General features: G+C 64.8%; 16 protein-coding genes. 14 read left to right on the top strand and 2 right to left on the bottom strand.

The window, feature by feature from the left end; translation table 11 throughout:
• Window positions 1-356: 356 nt before the first annotated feature.
• Together metG and B552_RS0124540 are read right to left on the bottom strand one after the other, a co-directional pair.
• Entirely contained in the window at window positions 357-2,426 is a 2,070-nt protein-coding gene (gene metG / locus B552_RS0124545; RefSeq protein WP_019451710.1) for a methionine--tRNA ligase, read from the bottom strand.
• Window positions 2,427-2,751: 325 nt separating this feature from the next.
• Window positions 2,752-3,387 (bottom strand): OmpA family protein, encoded by a 636-nt coding sequence (locus tag B552_RS0124540; RefSeq protein WP_019451709.1) that lies wholly within the window; start codon window positions 3,385-3,387, stop codon window positions 2,752-2,754.
• 352 nt (window positions 3,388-3,739) lie between these two features.
• Here B552_RS0124540 and apbC point away from each other — a divergent pair, with 352 nt between their 5' ends.
• From apbC to B552_RS0124470, 14 genes are all read left to right on the top strand, one after another.
• Entirely contained in the window at window positions 3,740-4,828 is a 1,089-nt protein-coding gene (gene apbC / locus B552_RS0124535; RefSeq protein ID WP_019451708.1) for an iron-sulfur cluster carrier protein ApbC, read from the top strand.
• A gap of 105 nt (window positions 4,829-4,933) precedes the next feature.
• Window positions 4,934-5,422, top strand: a complete 489-nt coding sequence (locus B552_RS0124530) for a DUF3305 domain-containing protein (RefSeq protein ID WP_157160334.1) — start codon at window positions 4,934-4,936, stop codon at window positions 5,420-5,422.
• A 9-nt stretch (window positions 5,423-5,431) separates the two neighbouring features.
• Window positions 5,432-5,995, top strand: coding sequence for a DUF3306 domain-containing protein (locus B552_RS0124525; protein ID WP_019451706.1), 564 nt, complete (start codon window positions 5,432-5,434; stop codon window positions 5,993-5,995).
• Between the two features lie 103 nt (window positions 5,996-6,098).
• A complete protein-coding gene (locus B552_RS0124520; protein ID WP_019451705.1) occupies window positions 6,099-8,276 on the top strand; it encodes a 4Fe-4S binding protein in 2,178 nt (725 codons plus the stop codon).
• 48 nt (window positions 8,277-8,324) lie between these two features.
• Window positions 8,325-8,966 (top strand): molecular chaperone TorD family protein, encoded by a 642-nt coding sequence (locus tag B552_RS0124515; protein WP_019451704.1) that lies wholly within the window; start codon window positions 8,325-8,327, stop codon window positions 8,964-8,966.
• Window positions 8,967-9,117: 151 nt separating this feature from the next.
• Window positions 9,118-9,333 (top strand): hypothetical protein, encoded by a 216-nt coding sequence (locus B552_RS0124510; protein WP_019451703.1) that lies wholly within the window; start codon window positions 9,118-9,120, stop codon window positions 9,331-9,333.
• A 73-nt stretch (window positions 9,334-9,406) separates the two neighbouring features.
• Entirely contained in the window at window positions 9,407-12,448 is a 3,042-nt protein-coding gene (locus tag B552_RS0124505; protein WP_019451702.1) for a molybdopterin-dependent oxidoreductase, read from the top strand.
• A 14-nt stretch (window positions 12,449-12,462) separates the two neighbouring features.
• Entirely contained in the window at window positions 12,463-13,149 is a 687-nt protein-coding gene (fdh3B, locus tag B552_RS0124500; RefSeq protein ID WP_019451701.1) for a formate dehydrogenase FDH3 subunit beta, read from the top strand.
• Window positions 13,146-13,379, top strand: coding sequence for a hypothetical protein (locus tag B552_RS0124495; RefSeq protein ID WP_019451700.1), 234 nt, complete (start codon window positions 13,146-13,148; stop codon window positions 13,377-13,379). Before fdh3B ends, B552_RS0124495 begins: the two co-directional genes overlap by 4 nt.
• Before the next feature lie 85 nt (window positions 13,380-13,464).
• Complete coding sequence (locus B552_RS0124490; RefSeq protein ID WP_035880292.1) at window positions 13,465-14,604, top strand: formate dehydrogenase subunit gamma; 1,140 nt, start codon at window positions 13,465-13,467, stop codon at window positions 14,602-14,604.
• A gap of 94 nt (window positions 14,605-14,698) precedes the next feature.
• Window positions 14,699-15,265, top strand: coding sequence for a superoxide dismutase family protein (locus B552_RS0124485; RefSeq protein WP_026036015.1), 567 nt, complete (start codon window positions 14,699-14,701; stop codon window positions 15,263-15,265).
• A 72-nt stretch (window positions 15,266-15,337) separates the two neighbouring features.
• Complete coding sequence (locus B552_RS0124480) at window positions 15,338-16,174, top strand: formate dehydrogenase accessory sulfurtransferase FdhD (protein ID WP_019451697.1); 837 nt, start codon at window positions 15,338-15,340, stop codon at window positions 16,172-16,174.
• A 184-nt stretch (window positions 16,175-16,358) separates the two neighbouring features.
• On the top strand, window positions 16,359-16,925 hold the full coding sequence (gene dcd, locus B552_RS0124475; protein WP_019451696.1) for a dCTP deaminase: 567 nt from the start codon (window positions 16,359-16,361) through the stop codon (window positions 16,923-16,925).
• Window positions 16,926-17,082: 157 nt separating this feature from the next.
• Window positions 17,083-19,347, top strand: coding sequence for an arginine/lysine/ornithine decarboxylase (locus B552_RS0124470; protein ID WP_019451695.1), 2,265 nt, complete (start codon window positions 17,083-17,085; stop codon window positions 19,345-19,347).
• Window positions 19,348-19,564: the final 217 nt, after the last annotated feature.

Genomic DNA, 19,564 nt, shown 5'->3' with positions numbered 1-19,564 from the left:
GTTCATTCCATCTCTCCCGCTAGCGGGAGAGGGGTCGGGGGAGAGGGTAAGCGTCTCAAGATGCGATCGTCGCAACTTGAATGGCCAGGCCCTCTCCCCCCAACCCCTCTCCCACGGTGTGGGAGAGGGGAGCAGTCACCCGAGCGGGAGACTCAGCGAATGCGCGTGCCGGGCACCGCCCCACTGCGTAGAGGTTGATGCACCGCCGGTTTTCTCCCCTCTCCCGCGTTGCGGGAGAGGGGCGGGGGAGAGGGTAAGCGTCTCAAGATGCGATTGTCGTAACTTGAACGGCCAGGCCCTCTCCCCCAACCCCTCTCCCATGGTGTGGGAGAGGGGAGCGGACATAGAGCAAAGGCTTACCGAATGCGCATGCCCGGCACCGCGCCGCTGTGCGGCTCCAGGATGTACAGGCCCGGGTTGGCCTTTTCATCGGCAGCCGAGGCGGCCAGCACCATGCCTTCGGACATGCCGAACTTCATCTTGCGCGGCGCCAGGTTGGCTACCACCACGGTCAGCTTGCCCACCAGTTGCTCCGGCGTGTAGGCCGACTGGATGCCCGAGAACACGTTGCGCGTCTTGCCTTCGCCCAGGTCCAGCGTCAGTTGCAGCAGCTTGTTCGACCCTTCGACCTTGTCGCACGCGACGATCTTTGCCACGCGCAGGTCGATCTTCGCGAAGTCGTCGATCGTGATCGTGTCGGCAACCGGCTCGATCGCGTCGGCGCCAGCCGCAGCTTCGGCGGCCGGGGCGGCAGCCTGCAGCGAGTCGCGATTCGCGGCCAGCAGTGCATCGATCTGCTTCGTGTCCACGCGCGTCATCAGGTGCTGGTACGGCTGCACCGGGCGGTCGGCAGAAAGCTGCTTGTCGATCGAGCGCCAGTCCAGCGGCTCGATGTTCAGGAAGCGCTCGACGCCGGCGGCCATGGTCGGCACCACGGGCTTCAGGTAGACCGTCAACAGGCGGAAGGCTTCGAGCGAAACCGAGCACGCCGCGTGCAGCGCATCGCGCTTGCTTTCGTCCTTGGCCAGTTCCCACGGCTTGTTGGTATCGACGAACGCGTTGACCGCGTCGGTCAGTTCCATCACCAGGCGCAGCGCCTTGCTGTACTCGCGGCCTTCATAGTACTGGGCCAGTTGCGGTGCAGCCTGGCGAAGTTGCTCCAGCAGCGGGTTGGCCAGCGCGGCCTCGTTGACCTTGCCGTCGAAGCGCTTGACCAGGAAGCCCGCCGCGCGGCTGGCGATGTTCACGTACTTGCCGATCAGGTCGCTGTTCACGCGGGCGACGAAGTCGTCCAGGTTCAGGTCCAGGTCTTCCATGCTCGCATTGAGCTTGGCGGCGAAGTAGTAGCGCAGCCATTCCGGGTTCATGCCGGTATCGATATAGCTCTGCGCGGTGATGAACGTGCCGCGCGACTTGCTCATCTTGGCGCCGTCGACGGTCAGGAAACCGTGCGCGAACACGTTGGTCGGGGTGCGATAGCCCGAGAAGCGGAGCATCGCCGGCCAGAACAGCGTGTGGAAGTACAGGATGTCCTTGCCGATGAAGTGATATTGCTCGGCGGTCGAGTGCGGGCCCACCCAGGCGTCGAAATCGATGCCGCGCTTCTCGGCGAGGTTCTTGAAGCTCGCGTAGTAACCGATCGGGGCGTCCAGCCACACGTAGAAGTACTTGCCTGGAGCGCCCGGGATCTCGAAGCCGAAGTAGGGGGCATCACGCGAGATGTCCCAGTCGGACAGCGTCGAGGCTTCGCCTTCGGCACCAAGCCATTCCTGCATCTTGTTGCTGGCCTCGGGCTGGGCCAGGTCGGCCACCCACTCGCGCAGGAACGTTTCGCAGCGCGGGTCGGACAGTTTGAAGAAGAAGTGCGTCGACGACTTGCGCACCGGCGTGGCGCCGGACACCACCGAGTACGGGTTCTTCAGGTCGGTCGGCACATAGGTTGTGCCGCATACCTCACACGAATCGCCATACTGGTCCTTGGCGCCACATTTCGGGCACTCGCCCTTGATGAAGCGGTCCGGCAGGAACATGTTCTTGACCGGGTCGTAGAACTGCTCGACATCGCGCTCGGCAATCAGGTCGTCGGCCTTCAGGGCCAGGTAGATCTTTTCGCAGAGCTGGCGGTTTTCTTCGGCGTCGGTGCTGTAGTAGTTGTCGAAAGACACCAGGAAGCTGTCGAAATCGCGCTTGTGCTCGGTCCAGACGCGGTCGATCAGCTGCTTCGGCGTGATGCCTTCCTTCTCGGCGCGCAGCATGACCGGCGTGCCGTGGGTATCGTCGGCGCCCACGTAATAGACCTCATTACCCATCATGCGCTGGAAGCGCACCCAGATGTCGGTCTGGATGTACTCCACCAGGTGGCCGATATGGATCTGGCCGTTGGCGTACGGCAGGGCAGAGGTAACGAGGATGCGGCGTGCGGTCATGAAAAGAGCCGTTCAGAGGGGGGTTCGGTGCCAGGAGCGCCGGCGGTGGCCGGCCGGGGGGCACGGGGAAAGCGGCTATTTTAGCAACTGGACCGCGCCGATGCGCGATTGGCGTGCGATCAGGGGCCGATCAGGAGCCGAACTGGGGGACATCTGGGGGCCATCTGAGGCGAATCTCGCCGAAAGCGGGCAAAAAAAAGCGCCGGTTAGTACCGGCGCAGCTTTCCACAACGGAAAAGGAGGAGAAATCAGGCACCGCCCGGGAGGTCAGCCACCAATCGCGAGCCAGCAACGGTGGCAAGCGGTACCTGAACTCTATGACTGGTCACCCAGAAATTGGTTTCAAGAAAATTTCGACGCGGCGATTCTGGGCCCGTCCGGTCTCGGTCGAATTGTCCGAAACAGGCTGGGTCTGGCCCCGGCCTTCGGCGGTCAGGCGATTCCGAGCAACGCCCCGGTCACCCAGGTATCCCGCCACGCTCTGGGCGCGACGCTGCGAAAGCTGCAGGTTGTACGTCGGGTTGCCAGTGCTGTCGGTATGGCCGACGACGCTGGCCGACACGTCCTGGTGCTGGCTCAGCGTCTGGGCCACCTGGTCCAGCACGCTGCGGAACGACGGCTTGATCGTGGCGCTATCGGTATCGAAAGTGACCTGGCTCGGGATGTTGACCTTCAGCGAGCCGTCCGGCTGCTCGGTGATCTGCGTGCCGGTGCCGGCGGTGTCCTTGTTCAGCTTGCCGCGGATCGCGTTCCAGTTGTAGCCGGCAGTGCCGCCAAGTGCACCGCCCACGGCCGCGCCGACCAGCGTGCCCGTGGTGTTACCGCCAATCAGGTTGCCGAGTCCGGCACCCACGGCGGCACCGGCCCCGGTGCCGATCGCGGTATTGGTCTGTTGCTCGGTGGCACAACCCGCCAGGGCCGCGGCTGCGACGAGCGTGACGGTGACGAGCTTGAAATTCATACATTCTCCTTCTGGTATTCCCGTAAAAGTTTTGCCAACGGCATCCCGCATGTTAACGCCTGCGGCGACATGCCGTGTATGGCACAGACAATTTCATCATGCAATTGAAAACGCTCAGAACGACGCGGCAGTGCGCAAGAGGCTCTGAATTGGCGCACTACAATAGGCATATGGCGGCGCGTGCACAAGCCCGAGAGTGTGAGAGATGTAATTGTCTGTAATTCCACACATGGCCTGGGGGCTTGCGTTCGAATGGCCCGCCGCGCACCCACGTTGGGTCATACTTTGTGAGCGACTTTGTTAACATTGCGCGCCTCACCCCCACTTACCGAATATAGAAGCGGAGTCTGTCTTGAGTCTCACCATTGAACAGGTAACCGAAGTCCTGAGGACCGTGATCGACCCCAATACGGGCCGCGACCTCGTGTCCACGCGCTCGGCGCGCAACGTGCGTGTCGATGGCGGCGACGTTTCCGTGGAAGTGGAGCTCGGTTACCCCGGCAAGAGCCAGTTCGAGCCAATCCGCAAGCTCGTGATCGGCGCGCTGCGCAATCTTCCGGGCGTGACCAATGTCAGCGTCGCCATGTCGATGAAGATCGTTGCCCACGCGGTGCAGCGCGGTGTCAAGCTGCTTCCCGGTGTGCGCAATGTGATCGCGGTGGCCTCGGGCAAGGGCGGGGTGGGCAAGTCCACCACGGCCGTGAACCTGGCGCTGGCGCTGGCCGCCGAAGGTGCGCGCGTCGGGATGCTGGACGCCGACATCTATGGCCCGAGCCTGCCGATGATGCTGGGCATCGACGGCCGTCCCGAATCGTCCGACGGCCAGACCATGGAGCCGCTGGAAGGCCACGGCCTGCAAGCCAATTCGATCGGCTTCCTGATCGAGCAGGACAACCCGATGGTCTGGCGCGGCCCGATGGTCACGTCGGCACTCGAACAACTGCTGCGCCAGACCAACTGGCACGACCTCGATTACCTGATCGTCGATATGCCGCCGGGCACCGGCGACATTCAGCTCACGCTGTCGCAGAAGGTGCCGGTCACCGGCGCCGTGATCGTCACCACGCCGCAGGACATCGCGCTTCTGGACGCTCGCAAGGGCCTGAAGATGTTCGAGAAGGTCGGCATTCCGATCCTCGGCCTCGTCGAGAACATGGCTGTCTACTGCTGCCCGAACTGCGGCCACGTGGAGCATATCTTCGGCGCGGGCGGTGCGGAGAAGATGAGCAGCGAGTACGGCGTGGATGTGCTTGGCAGCCTGCCGCTGAATCTGTCGATCCGTGAGCAGGCCGATTCGGGCCGCCCGACCGTGGTGGCCGAGCCCGACAGCCCTATCTCGGCGATCTATCGCGAAATTGCGCGCAAGGTGGCGATCAAGGTTGCCGACAAGACGCGCGACATGAGCAACAAGTTCCCGAGCATCGTCGTCCAGAACACCTGACACCTGACACCTGACACGTATCGGAGCCTCGCCGTGGATCCATCCGATATTCCTGACCCGGAAATCTCGCCGGAAACCTCGCCTGCCGGCAGGCCGTCCGTGACGATGGCCGTGGTCATGCGCCGCGTGGCGCTGACCAGCCGCTGGCAGCCCTGGAAGTGGGAGCTTGACGCGGTGCTGCCGGATCTCGGCGAGTACGGCGCGGCGCCGATGTGCCTCGATTCGGATGAACACGGCGCGCACTGGGTCTACCCGGGCTATCCGGTCACGCTGTATCGCGACGAAGGTGAAGGCTACTACCTGAACCTGACGTCCACCACGCCGTGCTGGTTCGTGCTCTGGCGCATGGCTGAAACGCCCGACGAGGACGGCGCGATGGCGGGCGAAATCCGCCCGGTGCCGGTCACGGTGAGTCTGTCCTATAACGAGGCCGGGCGCTGGCTGGACGCTGGCGAGAACGTCGAGAACGTGCCGCTGGAGCCGGAGCAGCAGGACTGGCTGCAGGCCTTCACCGACCAGCACTATCGGCCGGAGCCGAAGAAGCGGCGCCGCCCTGAATCGTTCAAGGCGCCCGACGAGCGCGCGCGCTACTGAGGTGTGACGATGAGCGACACCGACGCCTCGTTCCTGTCCCGCTGGTCGCGCCGCAAGGCGGCGGATCGCGAGGGCAAGCCCGTGCCCGAGGAGGCGCAGGCGCCCGCCGTGCCGCCACGGCATGATGTGGCACTGCCTGCGCAGGAACCGGTGGCGCCGGCTGCGGAGTCCTTGCCGTTGCCGACGCTCGCCGACGTGGCTCAACTGCGTCCTGGCGACAATATCGCCCGCTTCGTGGCGCAAGGCGTGGACGAGTCCGTCAAACGTGCGGCGTTGAAGACCTTGTTTGCCGATCCGCACTTCAACGTGATGGACGGGCTCGATACCTATATCGACGATTACACCAAACCGGACCCGATTCCGCTCGATGTCCTGCGCAAGCTGACGCAGTCCGAAACGCTGGGGCTGTTCGCCGCGCCAGAGGCGGATTCGCAGCCGCAGCAGGGACAGGTGACGGGGCCGAAGCAGCAAGCCGACGAAGCCGCGGCGCCTGCTCCCGAGGCTTCTGCGGAATCCGAAGCCGAGTCCGCACCCGATGCCGCACCCGATACCGCTGCGGACAAACACGCGTAGCCCTCGGCCACGGTAGCGGCCTAGAATAGGCCACCCCCACAAACTCGCCGGCCCAAAATCCTTCCAGAACGAGAAGGGCCCGCCGGCCAGCATTGCCAGTCAAATGCCGACGCTGATCTGCAATTGCAACGACACGATGCCGCTCGATGGCGCGGCACTATCGAATGCCAACCGGGATGCCACGCAGGACGCCGGTCCGGGGCCACTCAAGGTCCATCGCCTGCTGTGCCGACGCGAGATCGGCGATTTCCGGCAGGCGCTTGACGGTACCGACGACGTGATCGTCGCGTGCACCCAGGAGAGCCCGCTGTTCACCGAAGTGGCTGCCCGCACCGCCAGGGAGCAGGGCGTAGTGACCGCGCCGGTCCGTTTCGTCAATATTCGCGAAACCGGCGGCTGGTCGGCTGGTGCCCGGCGCGATCCCGCCACGGCCAACGCGAAGATCGCCGCGCTGCTCGCGGTGGCGGCGCTGCCCGACCCCGAGCCCGTGGCAACCGTCGATTACCGCTCCGATGGCGCGGTCCTGGTGATGGGCCCCGCAGCGCGCGCGCTGCCGTGGGCGGGCCGATTGAGTGAAGCCGGGCTCGATGTGACCGTCCTGCTGAGCGGGACTGACGGCGCCGTGCGCAGCGACGCGAATCCGCCCAGCCGCGCGTGGCCGGTCCATAGCGGCACGCTGCAGTCGCTCAAGGGCTGGCTTGGCGCGTTCACGGCCACGTGGGAGACCGGCGCCGGCAAGAGCAATCCGATCGACCTCGATCTCTGCACGCGCTGCAATGCCTGCATTGAAGCCTGCCCCGAACAGGCCATCGACTTCAGCTACCAAATCGACCTGGACCGGTGCCGCGACCATCGCGATTGCGTGAAGGCGTGCGGTGCGGCTGCGGCCATCGACTTCGACCGCCCGGTTGCCACCGATACGGGCCGCTTCGACATCGTGTTCGACCTCAACGACAAGCCGGCCTTCGCGATGCACCAGCCGCCGCAGGGCTACCTGCATGCGGGCGGCGACGCGGCGCGCCAGTACGCGCTGGCGTTGACGGTGCAGCAGCTCGTTGGCGAATTCGAGAAGCCGAAATTCTTCCGGTACAAGGAGAGTCTCTGCGCCCATGGCCGCAACCAGACCACGGGCTGCACGGCCTGCATCGACATCTGCTCGACGCAGGCCATCGGCTCGCACTGGCGTGACGGCAAGGGCCGCATCGAGGTGACGCCGAACCTGTGCATGGGCTGCGGCGCGTGCACGACGGTCTGTCCAAGCGGGGCGATCAGCTACGGCTATCCCGGTCCCGAAACGCTCGGCGAGCGGCTGCGTACGCTGGTGAGCACGTACAACGGCGCTGGTGGCCGCGATGCCGTGCTGCTGCTGCATGGCGAGGAACATGGCACGCCTGCGATTCTGGCGCTGGGCCGTGCCGCGCGGGCCGGTCAGGCGCAAGGCGTGCCGCCCAACGTGATCCCGGTCTCGTTGTTCCACCCGGCTTCGGCCGGCATTGAACTGTGGCTGGCAGCGTTGTGCTGGGGAGCGGGCGGCGTGGCCGTGCTGCTGACCGGCGACGAGGCGCCGCAGTACCGCGAGGCACTGGTCGAGCAAATGGCCGTGGCGCGCGCGATCCTTGAGGGATTTGGCTACCGTGGCCAAAGGCTGGCGCTGGTGGAGGCGGGCGATGTCGCCGCGCTCGACGCGGGCCTGGCCGCCGTCTCCACATCGGCCGAACCGGCAACCGCGCTCGCAGCGGCAGGCTTCCGTGCCGCGCAGGTCAAGCGCGAGACGCTCGACTTCGCCATCGATCATCTGGCGCGCCACGCGCCGCTGCCGGTCGAAGCGGTGCCGCTGCCGAAGGGCGCGCCGCTCGGTGCCATCGAGGTCGATACCGGCCGCTGCACGCTGTGCATGGCGTGCGTGGGCGCCTGCCCGTCACAGGCGCTGCGCGACAACGCCGAGCGGCCCGTGCTGGCTTTTGTCGAGCGCAACTGCGTGCAATGTGGCCTGTGCGAAAAGACCTGCCCGGAGGACGCGATCCAACTCGTGCCGCGCCTGCTGGCCGGCGATGCCGCTCGCCGGCCCGTGACGCTCAACGAGACCCAGCCGTTCCACTGCATCCGCTGCGGCAAGCCGTTCGGCACCGCGCAGATGGTTGAATCGATGCTGGTCCGCCTGGCTGGTCACCCCGCATTTGCGGGCGCTGCGGCCGAGCGGCTGAAGATGTGCAGCGACTGCCGTGTCGTCGACATGATGGAAAAGGACAGCGGCACCGCCACCGGCGCGACGCTGCAGTAACGCGGCCACGTTGCGCTGAAAAGTAGGACTTACGGGACATATCACGATATGAGCGATTTCCAGCCGATCCAGCTAACCGCCCCGGCACCCGCACGCGGCGAGCCAGATCCCGAGGACACGGCGCGCGCCGACCTGTACGGTCTGCTGGCCACGCTGTTTTACAAGGCGCCCGATGCCACGTTGCTGCACCACATCGCGGCCAATCGCGCGACCGATGCCGATGCAGGCACTGTGCTGGGCCATGCGTGGAATGTCTTGTGCGATGCAGCATCCACCACGACCGCCGCGGAGGCAGCCGACGAATACGCGGCGCTGTTTGTCGGCGTCGGCAAGCAGGAGATCTTTCTCTACGGCTCTTACTACCAGGCCGGCTTTCTTAACGAACGGCCACTGGTGGCGCTGCGCGACGATCTGGCCCGCTACGGGCTGACCCGCCACGACAACATCAGCGAAACCGAGGACCACGTGGCGGCGCTGTGCGAGGTGATGCGCTACCTCGTGGCGGGTGACGACCTGGCGGTGTCGAATCTCGGCGAGCAGCAGCGGTTCTTCGCCAGGCATCTGAACCCGTGGGTGGAGCAATTGTGCGATGCGCTGGAAAGCCATCCACAGGCACGTTTCTACCGCAGTGCCGCAGGACTGCTGCGCGCATTCTGCAGCGTCGAGGCCATTGCGCTGGAGATGAACTGACGGCGGGCCGGGCGAGGCCGCTGTCGGGGTTTGTCCGATTTTTGACGATTTTCCGATTGCATGCGTGGTCAATCGGTGATGTTGCATCTAGAATATGCAAAACAAGTCATAAATAAGTCGTCCATCGGTACTGCATAGCCGAGGAGTCCTCATGGAAGATAAGCAATCCAGGGTCGCACGTCGCACCTTTCTCGCAGGTGCCGGCGTGGTTGCCGCGGCTGGCGCTGCCGTCGTGGCCACGCGCGGGCAACCCGCGCTTACCGAAGCCATCGCACCCAAGGCCGAGACTGCCGATCCCGCACCAGACAGCAACGGTTACCGGCTCTCCGCCCATATCCGCAAGTACTACCGAACGACGCTGATCTAGGCGACGCGCATCTGGCGCGCCGTGCTGGCGTGCCCCGTCCGCCTGTCGCCAACCGCTCTGATCGAGGCATGCCATGATCCTGACCCGCAAACGCACGGAACCCCGTGCGGACCAAGGCCAGAACGACCGGCTTACCAGCCGGCTCGCCGATTCCACTTCGCAGGTCCAGCCGTCTGGACGCCTGTCCGCGCGTTTGGCCGCAGGGCTGGCCGGCGCCATGCCGACCATGGACCGCCGCAGCTTCCTCAAGCGTTCGGGCATCGGCGTTGGTGCCGGGCTCGCTGCCACGCAACTAACCATGATGCGCCGCGCCGATGCCGACGACGGCAAGGCCGGTGCGGCGGGCGGGAAGGGCGATATCGTGGTGCGCCGCACGGTCTGCGGGCACTGCTCGGTTGGGTGCGCGGTCGATGCCGTGGTGCAGAACGGTGTCTGGGTGCGACAGGAGCCCGTGTTCGATTCGCCGATCAACCTCGGCGCGCACTGCGCCAAGGGCGCCGCGCTGCGCGAGCACGGCCATGGCGAATACCGGCTCAAGTACCCGATGAAGCTGGTCGACGGCAAGTACCAACGCATCTCGTGGGACCAGGCGCTCGACGAAATCACGGCGAAGCTCAAGCAGATCCGCCAGGAGACCGGCCCCGATTCGATGTTCTTCGTCGGCTCGTCCAAGCACAGCAACGAGCAGTCCTACCTGATGCGCAAGTGGGTCTCGTTCTTCGGCACCAACAATACCGATCACCAGGCGCGCATCTGCCACTCCACCACGGTTGCCGGCGTGGCCAACACCTGGGGCTACGGGGCGATGACCAATTCGTACAACGACATGCAGAACGCGAAGGCGGCGCTGTATATCGGTTCGAATGCGGCCGAGGCGCACCCGGTGTCGATGCTGCATCTGCTCCACGCGAAGGAGAACGGCTGCAAGGTGATCGTGGTCGATCCGCGCTATACGCGCACGGCCGCCAAGTCTGACCACTACGTTCGCATCCGCTCGGGCACCGACATCGCGTTCCTGTTCGGCGTGCTGTATCACATCTTCCAGAACGGCTGGGAAGACAAGCAATATATCGCCGACCGCGTCTACGGCATGGACAAGGTCAAGGAGGAAGTGCTGGCCAAGTGGGCACCCGACAAGGTCGAGGAAGTCTGCGGCGTGCCAGAGGCGGAAGTCCGCTTCGTGGCCGAGACCATGGCGAAGAACCGCCCGTCCACGCTGGTCTGGTGCATGGGCCAGACCCAGCACACCATTGGCAACGCCATCGTGCGTGCGTCGTGCATCGTGCAGCTTGCGCTCGGCAATATCGGCGTGTCGGGCGGCGGGGCCAACATCTTCCGCGGCCACGACAACGTGCAGGGCGCCACGGACGTGGGCCCGAACCCCGATTCGCTGCCCGGCTACTACGGCCTGGCTGCCGGCGCGTGGAAGCACTACGCGGCCGTGTGGGGCGTGGACTACGAGTGGATCAAGAAGCAGTTCGCCTCGCAGGCGATGATGGAGAAGTCCGGCACCACGGTATCGCGCTGGATCGACATCGTTACCGAGAAGAAGGAACTGATCGACCAGGACAACAACGTACGCGGCGTGTTCTTCTGGGGCCATGCGCCGAACTCGCAGACGCGCGGCCTGGAAATGAAGCGCGCGCTGGACAAGCTCGACCTGCTGGTCGTCATCGATCCGTATCCGTCGGCCACGGCCGCCATGGCCAATATGCCAGCGCCGGAGGGCGACACCGTCAATCCGAACCGCACGGTGTACCTGCTGCCGGCCTGCACGCAGTTCGAGACCTCGGGTTCGTGCACGGCGTCGAACCGGTCGCTGCAATGGCGCGAGCGGGTCATCGAGCCGCTGTTCGAGTCGATGCCCGACCACGCAATCATGCAGGCCTTTGCGGAGAAGCTGGGCTTCGGCAACGAGCTGTCGAAGAACTACAAGATGGTGGAGGTCAAGCGCGCGGGACGCACGTGGCATGAGCCCGAGACCGAATCGATCCTGCGCGAGATCAACGCCAGCAACTGGACCATCGGCTACACGGGCCAGTCCCCGGAACGCCTGAAGGCCCACATGCGCAACATGCACATGTTCGATGTGCGCACGCTGCGCTGCAAGAGCGGCAAGGACCCGGTCACCGGCTATGACATGACCGGCGACTACTTCGGCCTGCCGTGGCCGTGCTACGGCACGCCGGAACTGAAGCACCCGGGCTCGGCCAACCTCTACGACACCAGCAAGAACGTGATGGATGGTGGCGGCAACTTCCGCGCCAACTTCGGCGTGGAGCGCGATGGCGTGAGCCTGCTGGCGGCCGACGGATCGCACTCGCTGGGCGCGGAGATCACCACCGGCTATCCGGAATTCGATTCGGTGCTCCTCAAGAAGCTCGGCTGGTGGGACGAACTGACCGACGCGGAGAAAAAGGCCGCCGACGGCAAGAACTGGAAGACCGATCTGTCGGGCGGCATCCAGCGCGTGGTGCTGAAGAACCATGGCTGCCATCCATTTGGCAACGCACGTGCGCGCGCCGTGGTCTGGAACTTCCCGGACCCGATTCCGCAGCACCGTGAACCGCTGTACTCAACGCGGCCGGACATGGTCGCCAAATACCCGACCCACGACGACAAGATGGCGTTCTGGCGCCTGCCCACGCTCTACAAGACCGTGCAGCAGCGCAATATCGAGAACAAGGTCTACGAGAAATTCCCGATCATCCTGACCTCGGGGCGTCTGGTGGAGTTCGAAGGCGGCGGCGAGGAAACGCGCTCGAACCCGTGGCTGGCCGAGCTGCAGCAGGAGAACTTCGTCGAGATCAATCCGAAGGCAGCGTCCCAGCGCGGCATCCGCAATGGCGACTACTGCTGGGTCAAGACGCCGACCGGCGCGCAGATCAAGGTGCGTGCACTGGTGACCGAGCGCGTTGGCGTGGACACGGCCTTCATCCCGTTCCATTTCTCGGGCTGGTGGCAGGGCAAGGACCTCAAGGCGTTCTACCCCGAGGGCGCCATGCCGATCGTGCGTGGCGAGGCGGTCAACACGGCCACCACCTACGGCTATGACGCGGTGACGATGATGCAGGAAACCAAGACCACGATCTGTCAGATCGAGCGGTTTGCATAAGGACGGAGACGCACATGGCCCGCATGAAATTCATCTGTGATGCCGAGCGTTGCATTGAGTGCAATAGTTGCGTCACTGCCTGCAAGAACGAGCACGAGGTGCCCTGGGGCGTCAACCGGCGCCGCGTGGTGACGATCAACGATGGCGTGGTCGGTGCCGAGAAGTCGATCTCGGTGGCCTGCATGCATTGCTCCGATGCGCCGTGCATGGCGGTCTGTCCGGTCGACTGTTTCTATCGCACCGAGGACGGCGTGGTGCTGCATGACAAGGACGTCTGCATCGGCTGCGGCTACTGCTCGTATGCGTGCCCGTTCGGCGCGCCGCAGTTCCCGAGCGAGGGCACCTTCGGCGTGCGCGGCAAGATGGACAAGTGCACGTTCTGCAACGGCGGCCCCGAGGCAAACGGCAGCGAGGAAGAGTTCGAGAAGTACGGACGTAACCGCATTGCCGAAGGCAAGCTGCCGCTGTGTGCGGAAATGTGCTCGACAAAGGCGCTGCTCGGTGGCGATGGCGACGTGATCGCCGACATCCTGCGCAATCGCGTGGTCAAGCGCGGCAAGGGCGGCGACGTGTTCGGCTGGGGCACGGCCTACGGCGGCGGCAAGCAGCAGCAACAGCAACAGCAGCAACAGCAACAGCCCGTGCAGGGCGCACCGGCTGCGGCCCCCGTTACGCCGGGCAGCCAGGAGCAGACATCATGAACCGCGCGCTGCTGATTGCCCTGAGCATCGCGGGCCTGCTGATCGCCGGTTGCGGCGAGAAGGTGCAAACGTCCACGGCTTCGCACAAGAAGTCCGATACGCCGGCCTGGCAGGGCGCGCCCGGTGACCCGTTCGTGGCCAAGGGCTGGACCCAGGGCGACAAGGACAGCTGGGTGCGCCAGATCCATCAGCGCAACCAGTATCAGAACGAGTACAACAAGACGCCGTGAGCGCCATTCGCGCCAGGAGGAAGGGCTTATGACGCGGCTTCAACGTACGGTTCGACATACGGGGCATTGGATCGCCGGCAGCCTGATGGCGCTGGCGATGACCTGTGCGCTGGCGCAGGCGCCGGCTTCGACGCCGCAGCCCGCCCCGGCCACCCCGGCCACCGACGCGGACACCAACAATCCCGCCACGCATCCTGCGCAGCCGCTTGCCGGCATCGTCAGCGAGAACATCTTCAATGTGCCGCGGCGCGATATTGCCGCGGAGGCGCGCGCCCAGCAGGAGCGCACGAAGACCCAGCCCGGCAACAACGCGCCGGTCTGGCGCGAGGTGAATTCCGACCAGGCGCACTACAGCAGCCTGCCTGCCAAGGAGGCCGGCGTGCTGATCCAGCGCACGGGCCAGAAGTGGCGCCTGTTCCGCAATGGCGTGATCACGGTCTGGGGCGGCTGGCTGGTGGTGGTGGTGCCGCTGGCGATCCTGGCGTTCTTCGCGTGGCGGGGCACGATCCCGCTCAAGACGCCGCGTACGGGCCGCATGATCGAGCGGTTCACGCCGTTCGAACGCATCGTCCACTGGACCATGGCGATCTCGTTCTCGATCCTCGCGCTCTCGGGCATCGTGATCCTGTTCGGCAAGCACTTCCTGCTGCCGATCTTCGGCCACACGCTGTTCGGCTGGCTCACGTACATCCTCAAGAACCTGCATAACCTGACGGGTCCGGTATTTACGGTGGCGATCGTCGTTGCGTTCGTGCTCTTCGTGCGCGACAACCTGCCCAGCCGCGATGACCTGACGTGGATCGTGCGCGCAGGCGGGCTGGTGACCGGCAGCCACGTGCCGAGCCGCCGCTTCAACGCCGGAGAGAAACTCTGGTTCTGGATCGGGCTGGTGGTGTTCGGGCTGATCCTGTCGGCGTCCGGCTGGGTACTCGACATGATCGTGCCGGGCATGGACTACTACCGTGCCACGATGCAGATTGCCAATGTGATCCACGCCATTGCCGCCGTGCTGATGATCGCGATGGCCTGCGGCCACATCTACATGGGCACGATCGGCATGGAGGGTGCCTACCGTGCCATGCGCGACGGATACGTGGACGAAGCCTGGGCGCAGGAGCACCACGAGATCTGGTACGACGACATCAAGGCCGGCAAGATCCCGGCCCAGCGCTCCAAGCCGCCGGAGGACGCGGACCGCGCCCGTCGGCGCCCCGGTGAAGCGTGAGCGTTCGGACATCCTCCGTGCGAATCGGGCGGTTGCGCGTGTCAGTCCGGCGTTACAATCGCCCCGGCAATCAACCGCAAGAGGAGGGATCGGCATGAAACGTGTACTTTTCGGTCTGACGATGGGAGCCACCCTGGCGGTGGCAGGATGCTCGAGCTGGTGGGGCTCCTCCAGTTCCAGCACGGCATCGACCAATGCCACCAGTGGCGCCACCAAGGCCGCGGCGACGCTCAGCGGCAAGAGCGGCACCAGCACCGGTGGCAGCGTCACGTTCGACCAGCAGCCTGCCGGTGGCGTGATGGTGGTGGTCTCGGTGACCGGCCTGCCCCCTGGCACGATGCACGGTTTCCATATTCACGAGAAGGGCGACTGTTCCGCGCCTGACGCGATGAGCGCGGGCGGGCACTTCAACCCGACCGGAAAGCCGCATGGCCAGATGACGATGGCCGACCATCATGCCGGCGACATGAACAACCTCGTTGCGGACTCCAGCGGCAATGCGCGCGTGCAGTTTGTGATGCCTGACGTGACGGTCTCGCCCGGGCCGAACAGCGTGGTCGGGCGTGCCGTCGTGGTCCACAAGGACCCTGACGACTACCATACCCAGCCCACCGGTAACTCAGGTGGCCGGATTGCCTGCGGTGTGATCGCCGCCTCCTGAGTTTCCTGACGTTTCCCGTAGTAGCGCCGGCCCCTGCTGAAAAGCCAGGCAGGCCGGCCTCCCGCCCCCGACATGTCCCTGCGCCCAGAACTGACCCATGCCTCCGTACCGCTGATCGAGGAGGTGACGGTCCTTGACGAACAGGGCCGCGAGCGCCCGGCCTGGCTGCCCGGCGAGCGCCCGCTTACGGTCTATCTGGACAAGCGCGAGCTGGTCACGCTGATGACGCTAGGCGGTGCGCCGGAGCACCTGGTGCTCGGCTACCTGCGAAACCAGCGGCTGGTGGAATCGATCGACGAAATCGCCGCGATCCAGGTGGATTGGGAAACCGAGTCGGCCGCCGTGACCACCCGTTCGGGGGTAGACCGCATCGAGGAACGCACCGCGCGCCGCGTGGTGACCACGGGCTGCGGGCAGGGCACCGTGTTCGGATCGCTGATGGACGAGGTGGACAGCATCGCGCTGTCCACCGATGCCCAGCTCGATCAGCAGACGCTCTACGCGATCATCGACACGATCCGGCTGCAGCAGTCGGTCTACAAGCAGGCCGGGTCGGTGCATGGCTGCGCGCTGTTCCGCGGCAGCGAACTGCTGACCTTCGTCGAGGACGTGGGCCGCCACAACGCGGTGGATGCGATTGCCGGCTGGATGTGGCTCGAGGACATGAGCGGGGCCGACAAGGTCTTCTACACCACGGGCCGGCTGACCTCGGAGATGGTCATCAAGGGCGCGCAGATGGGCATCCCGTTCCTGCTGTCGCGCTCGGGTGTGACCCAGATGGGCTACCAGATGGCAAAACGCGTCGGCATGACGCTGTTCGCGCGCTGCACTGGCAAGCATTTCCTGCTCTACACGGGGCGCGAGCGGTTCCACCATATGCCGGTGGAGGCGCTGGCGCCGGCGGTCTAGGGATCGACCCGGAAGTCGGCGCAGGAATAGAGCCAGGAATTGGCCCGGAAATTGCCGGGCAGGCGCAATAGTTGGCAACAGATGCCAGAACAATGGCGTCAGAAGCGATTGGTTGGGCGATTGGTTGTACAATGCGCCCCAATCCAGCGGCAGCCCGCCGCCCGTCATTTCCGCCCACGCCTTTATGAGCATCAAATCCGACAAGTGGATCCGCCGCATGGCGGACCAGCACGGCATGATCGAACCGTTCGAGCCCGGCCAGGTACGGGAGGCGGACGGCCGCAAGATCGTCTCCTACGGCACATCGAGCTACGGCTACGACATCCGCTGCGCCGACGAATTCAAGATCTTCACGAACATCAACAGCACAATCGTCGATCCGAAGAACTTCGACGAGAAGTCGTTCGTGGACTTCAAGGGCGACGTCTGCATCATCCCGCCGAACTCGTTCGCTCTGGCGCGCACGATGGAGTACTTCCGGATTCCGCGCAGCGTGCTGACGATCTGCCTGGGCAAGAGCACCTACGCGCGCTGCGGCATCATCGTCAATGTGACGCCGTTCGAGCCCGAGTGGGAAGGCTATGTGACGCTGGAGTTCTCCAACACCACGCCGCTGCCCGCCAAGATCTATGCCGGCGAGGGCTGCGCGCAGGTGCTGTTCTTCGAGAGTGACGAGATCTGCGAGACCTCGTACGCCGACCGTGGCGGCAAGTACCAGGGTCAGCACGGTGTCACACTGCCGAAGACCTGATCGCATTACAATGCCGGCGTCCGTCGCCGGGGGTGCGGCCGGCAAAGCACCGGCCAGACACCAGACCTGACGAAAGAGCCACATGCCGCCGTTGCGGGGAACTTCCCGACGGCCATGTGGCTCAAGTCTTTCCAAGCACGCTCATCAAGGATGCCCGATGAAATTCCGCTTTCCCGTCATCATCATCGATGAAGACTTCCGCTCCGAGAACATTTCCGGCTCGGGCATTCGCGCGCTGGCCGAGGCCATCGAGAATGAAGGCATGGAAGTGATGGGTCTGACCAGCTATGGCGACCTGACGTCGTTCGCCCAGCAGTCGAGCCGGGCATCGTCGTTCATTGTGTCGATCGACGACGACGAGTTCGTGCGCGCCGACGACCAGCCCGAAGCCGCGGCCATTGAAAAGCTGCGCGCGTTCGTGGCGGAAGTGCGCCGCCGCAACTCGGACCTGCCGATCTTCCTGTACGGCGAGACGCGCACCTCGCGCCATATCCCGAACGACATCCTGCGCGAGCTGCACGGCTTCATCCACATGTTCGAGGACACCCCCGAATTCGTGGCGCGCCATATCATCCGCGAAGCCAAGGTCTACCTGGATTCGCTGGCTCCGCCGTTCTTCAAGGCACTGATCGACTACGCGCAGGACAGTTCGTATTCGTGGCACTGCCCGGGCCACTCGGGCGGCGTGGCGTTCCTGAAGAGCCCGGTGGGCCAGGTGTTCCACCAGTTCTTCGGCGAGAACATGCTGCGCGCCGACGTGTGCAATGCCGTGGAGGAATTGGGCCAGCTGCTGGACCATACCGGCCCCGTGGCCGCGTCGGAACGCAACGCCGCGCGCATCTTCAATTCCGACCACATGTTCTTCGTGACCAACGGCACGTCGACGTCGAACAAGATGGTCTGGCACGCCAACGTGGCGCCGGGCGATATCGTGGTGGTGGACCGCAACTGCCACAAGTCGATCCTGCACGCGATCATGATGACGGGCGCGATTCCGGTGTTCCTGATGCCGACGCGCAACCACTACGGCATCATCGGCCCGATCCCGAAGAGCGAGTTCGATCCCGAGACGATCCGCAGGAAGATCGAGACGCACCCGTTTGCGAGCAAGGCGAAGAACCAGAAGCCGCGCATCCTGACGATCACGCAGGGCACGTACGACGGCGTGCTGTACAACGCCGAGCAGATCAAGGAAATGCTCGCGTCCGAGATCGACACGCTGCACTTCGATGAAGCGTGGCTGCCGCACGCGGCGTTCCACGAGTTCTATCACAACATGCACGCCATCGGCCCCGGCCGCCCGCGCAGCAAGGACGCGCTGGTGTTTGCCACGCAGTCCACGCACAAGCTGCTGGCCGGACTGTCGCAGGCATCGCAGATCCTCGTGCAGGACTCCGAGACGCGCAAGCTGGACCGCTACCGCTTCAACGAGGCCTACCTGATGCATACCTCGACGAGCCCACAGTACTCGATCATTGCCTCGTGCGATGTGGCCGCGGCAATGATGGAAGCGCCGGGCGGCACCGCACTGGTCGAGGAAAGCATCCAGGAAGCGCTGGACTTCCGCCGCGCCGTGCGCAAGGTGGAGGCCGACTACGATGTGGCCAACAATGGCGACTGGTGGTTCAAGGTGTGGGGTCCGGACGCGCTGGCCGAGGACGGCATCCCCGACCGCGAGGAGTGGATGCTGAAGGCCAACGAGCGCTGGCACGGCTTTGGCGACCTGGCCGACGGCTTCAATCTGCTGGACCCGATCAAGGCAACGATCATCACCCCGGGCCTCGACGTGGACGGCGAGTTCAGCGACCGCGGCATCCCGGCAGCCATCGTCACGAAGTACCTGGCCGAGCACGGCATCATTATCGAGAAGACGGGCCTGTACTCGTTCTTCATCATGTTCACGATCGGCATCACCAAGGGCCGCTGGAACTCGCTGGTGACGGAGTTGCAGCAGTTCAAGGACGACTACGACCAGAACCAGCCGCTGTGGCGCGTGCTGCCCGAGTTCGTGGGCAAGCATCCGCAGTATGAGCGGATGGGCCTGCGCGACCTGTGCGATGCCATCCACAGCGTCTACAAGGCCAACGACGTGGCGCGCGTGACCACCGAGATGTACCTGTCGGACATGGAACCGGCGATGAAGCCGTCGGACGCCTGGGCGATGATGGCGCACCGCGAGATCGAGCGCGTGCCCGTGGACGAACTGGAAGGCCGCGTGACGGCAATCCTGCTGACGCCGTACCCGCCGGGCATTCCGTTGCTGATCCCGGGCGAACGCTTCAACCGCACGATCGTGCAGTACCTGAAGTTCGCACGCGAGTTCAACAAGCTCTTCCCGGGCTTCGAGACCGACATCCACGGCCTGGTGGAAGACGAGATCGACGGCCAGAAGGCGTACTTCGTGGATTGCGTGAAGCAGTAAGGCTTTCGGTCATCCCAAACAAAAAACCCCCGTGCCGTGAGGCCGGGGGTTTTTGTTTTTGGCGTACTTGGTAGGCAAAGGCTTTGCCCTCTCCCCCGCCCCTCTCCCGCTCGCGGGAGAGGGGAGAACACCGAGGGGGTATCAGGGGCTGCTGGTTTGCTCCCCTCTCCCGCCTTGCGGGAGAAGGGTCGGGGGAGAGTGTGGTGGTCTAATTTCC

Source organism: Cupriavidus sp. BIS7, from assembly GCF_000292345.1.
In the GTDB taxonomy this organism is placed as follows: domain Bacteria; phylum Pseudomonadota; class Gammaproteobacteria; order Burkholderiales; family Burkholderiaceae; genus Cupriavidus.
The sequence above is the reverse complement of the archived record's forward strand: the minus strand, read 5'-3'. Positions and strand labels throughout refer to the sequence as shown.

Coding starts and splice junctions, on each gene's coding strand:
- metG (WP_019451710.1), bottom strand. CDS start 2,426: ATGACCGCACGCCGCATCCTCGTTACCTCTGCCCTGCCGTACGCCAAC.
- B552_RS0124540 (WP_019451709.1), bottom strand. CDS start 3,387: ATGAATTTCAAGCTCGTCACCGTCACGCTCGTCGCAGCCGCGGCCCTG.
- B552_RS0124530 (WP_157160334.1), top strand. CDS start 4,934: ATGGCCGTGGTCATGCGCCGCGTGGCGCTGACCAGCCGCTGGCAGCCC.
- B552_RS0124525 (WP_019451706.1), top strand. CDS start 5,432: ATGAGCGACACCGACGCCTCGTTCCTGTCCCGCTGGTCGCGCCGCAAG.
- B552_RS0124520 (WP_019451705.1), top strand. CDS start 6,099: ATGCCGACGCTGATCTGCAATTGCAACGACACGATGCCGCTCGATGGC.
- B552_RS0124515 (WP_019451704.1), top strand. CDS start 8,325: ATGAGCGATTTCCAGCCGATCCAGCTAACCGCCCCGGCACCCGCACGC.
- B552_RS0124510 (WP_019451703.1), top strand. CDS start 9,118: ATGGAAGATAAGCAATCCAGGGTCGCACGTCGCACCTTTCTCGCAGGT.
- B552_RS0124505 (WP_019451702.1), top strand. CDS start 9,407: ATGATCCTGACCCGCAAACGCACGGAACCCCGTGCGGACCAAGGCCAG.
- fdh3B (WP_019451701.1), top strand. CDS start 12,463: ATGGCCCGCATGAAATTCATCTGTGATGCCGAGCGTTGCATTGAGTGC.
- B552_RS0124495 (WP_019451700.1), top strand. CDS start 13,146: ATGAACCGCGCGCTGCTGATTGCCCTGAGCATCGCGGGCCTGCTGATC.
- B552_RS0124490 (WP_035880292.1), top strand. CDS start 13,465: ATGGCGCTGGCGATGACCTGTGCGCTGGCGCAGGCGCCGGCTTCGACG.
- B552_RS0124485 (WP_026036015.1), top strand. CDS start 14,699: ATGAAACGTGTACTTTTCGGTCTGACGATGGGAGCCACCCTGGCGGTG.
- B552_RS0124480 (WP_019451697.1), top strand. CDS start 15,338: ATGTCCCTGCGCCCAGAACTGACCCATGCCTCCGTACCGCTGATCGAG.
- dcd (WP_019451696.1), top strand. CDS start 16,359: ATGAGCATCAAATCCGACAAGTGGATCCGCCGCATGGCGGACCAGCAC.
- B552_RS0124470 (WP_019451695.1), top strand. CDS start 17,083: ATGAAATTCCGCTTTCCCGTCATCATCATCGATGAAGACTTCCGCTCC.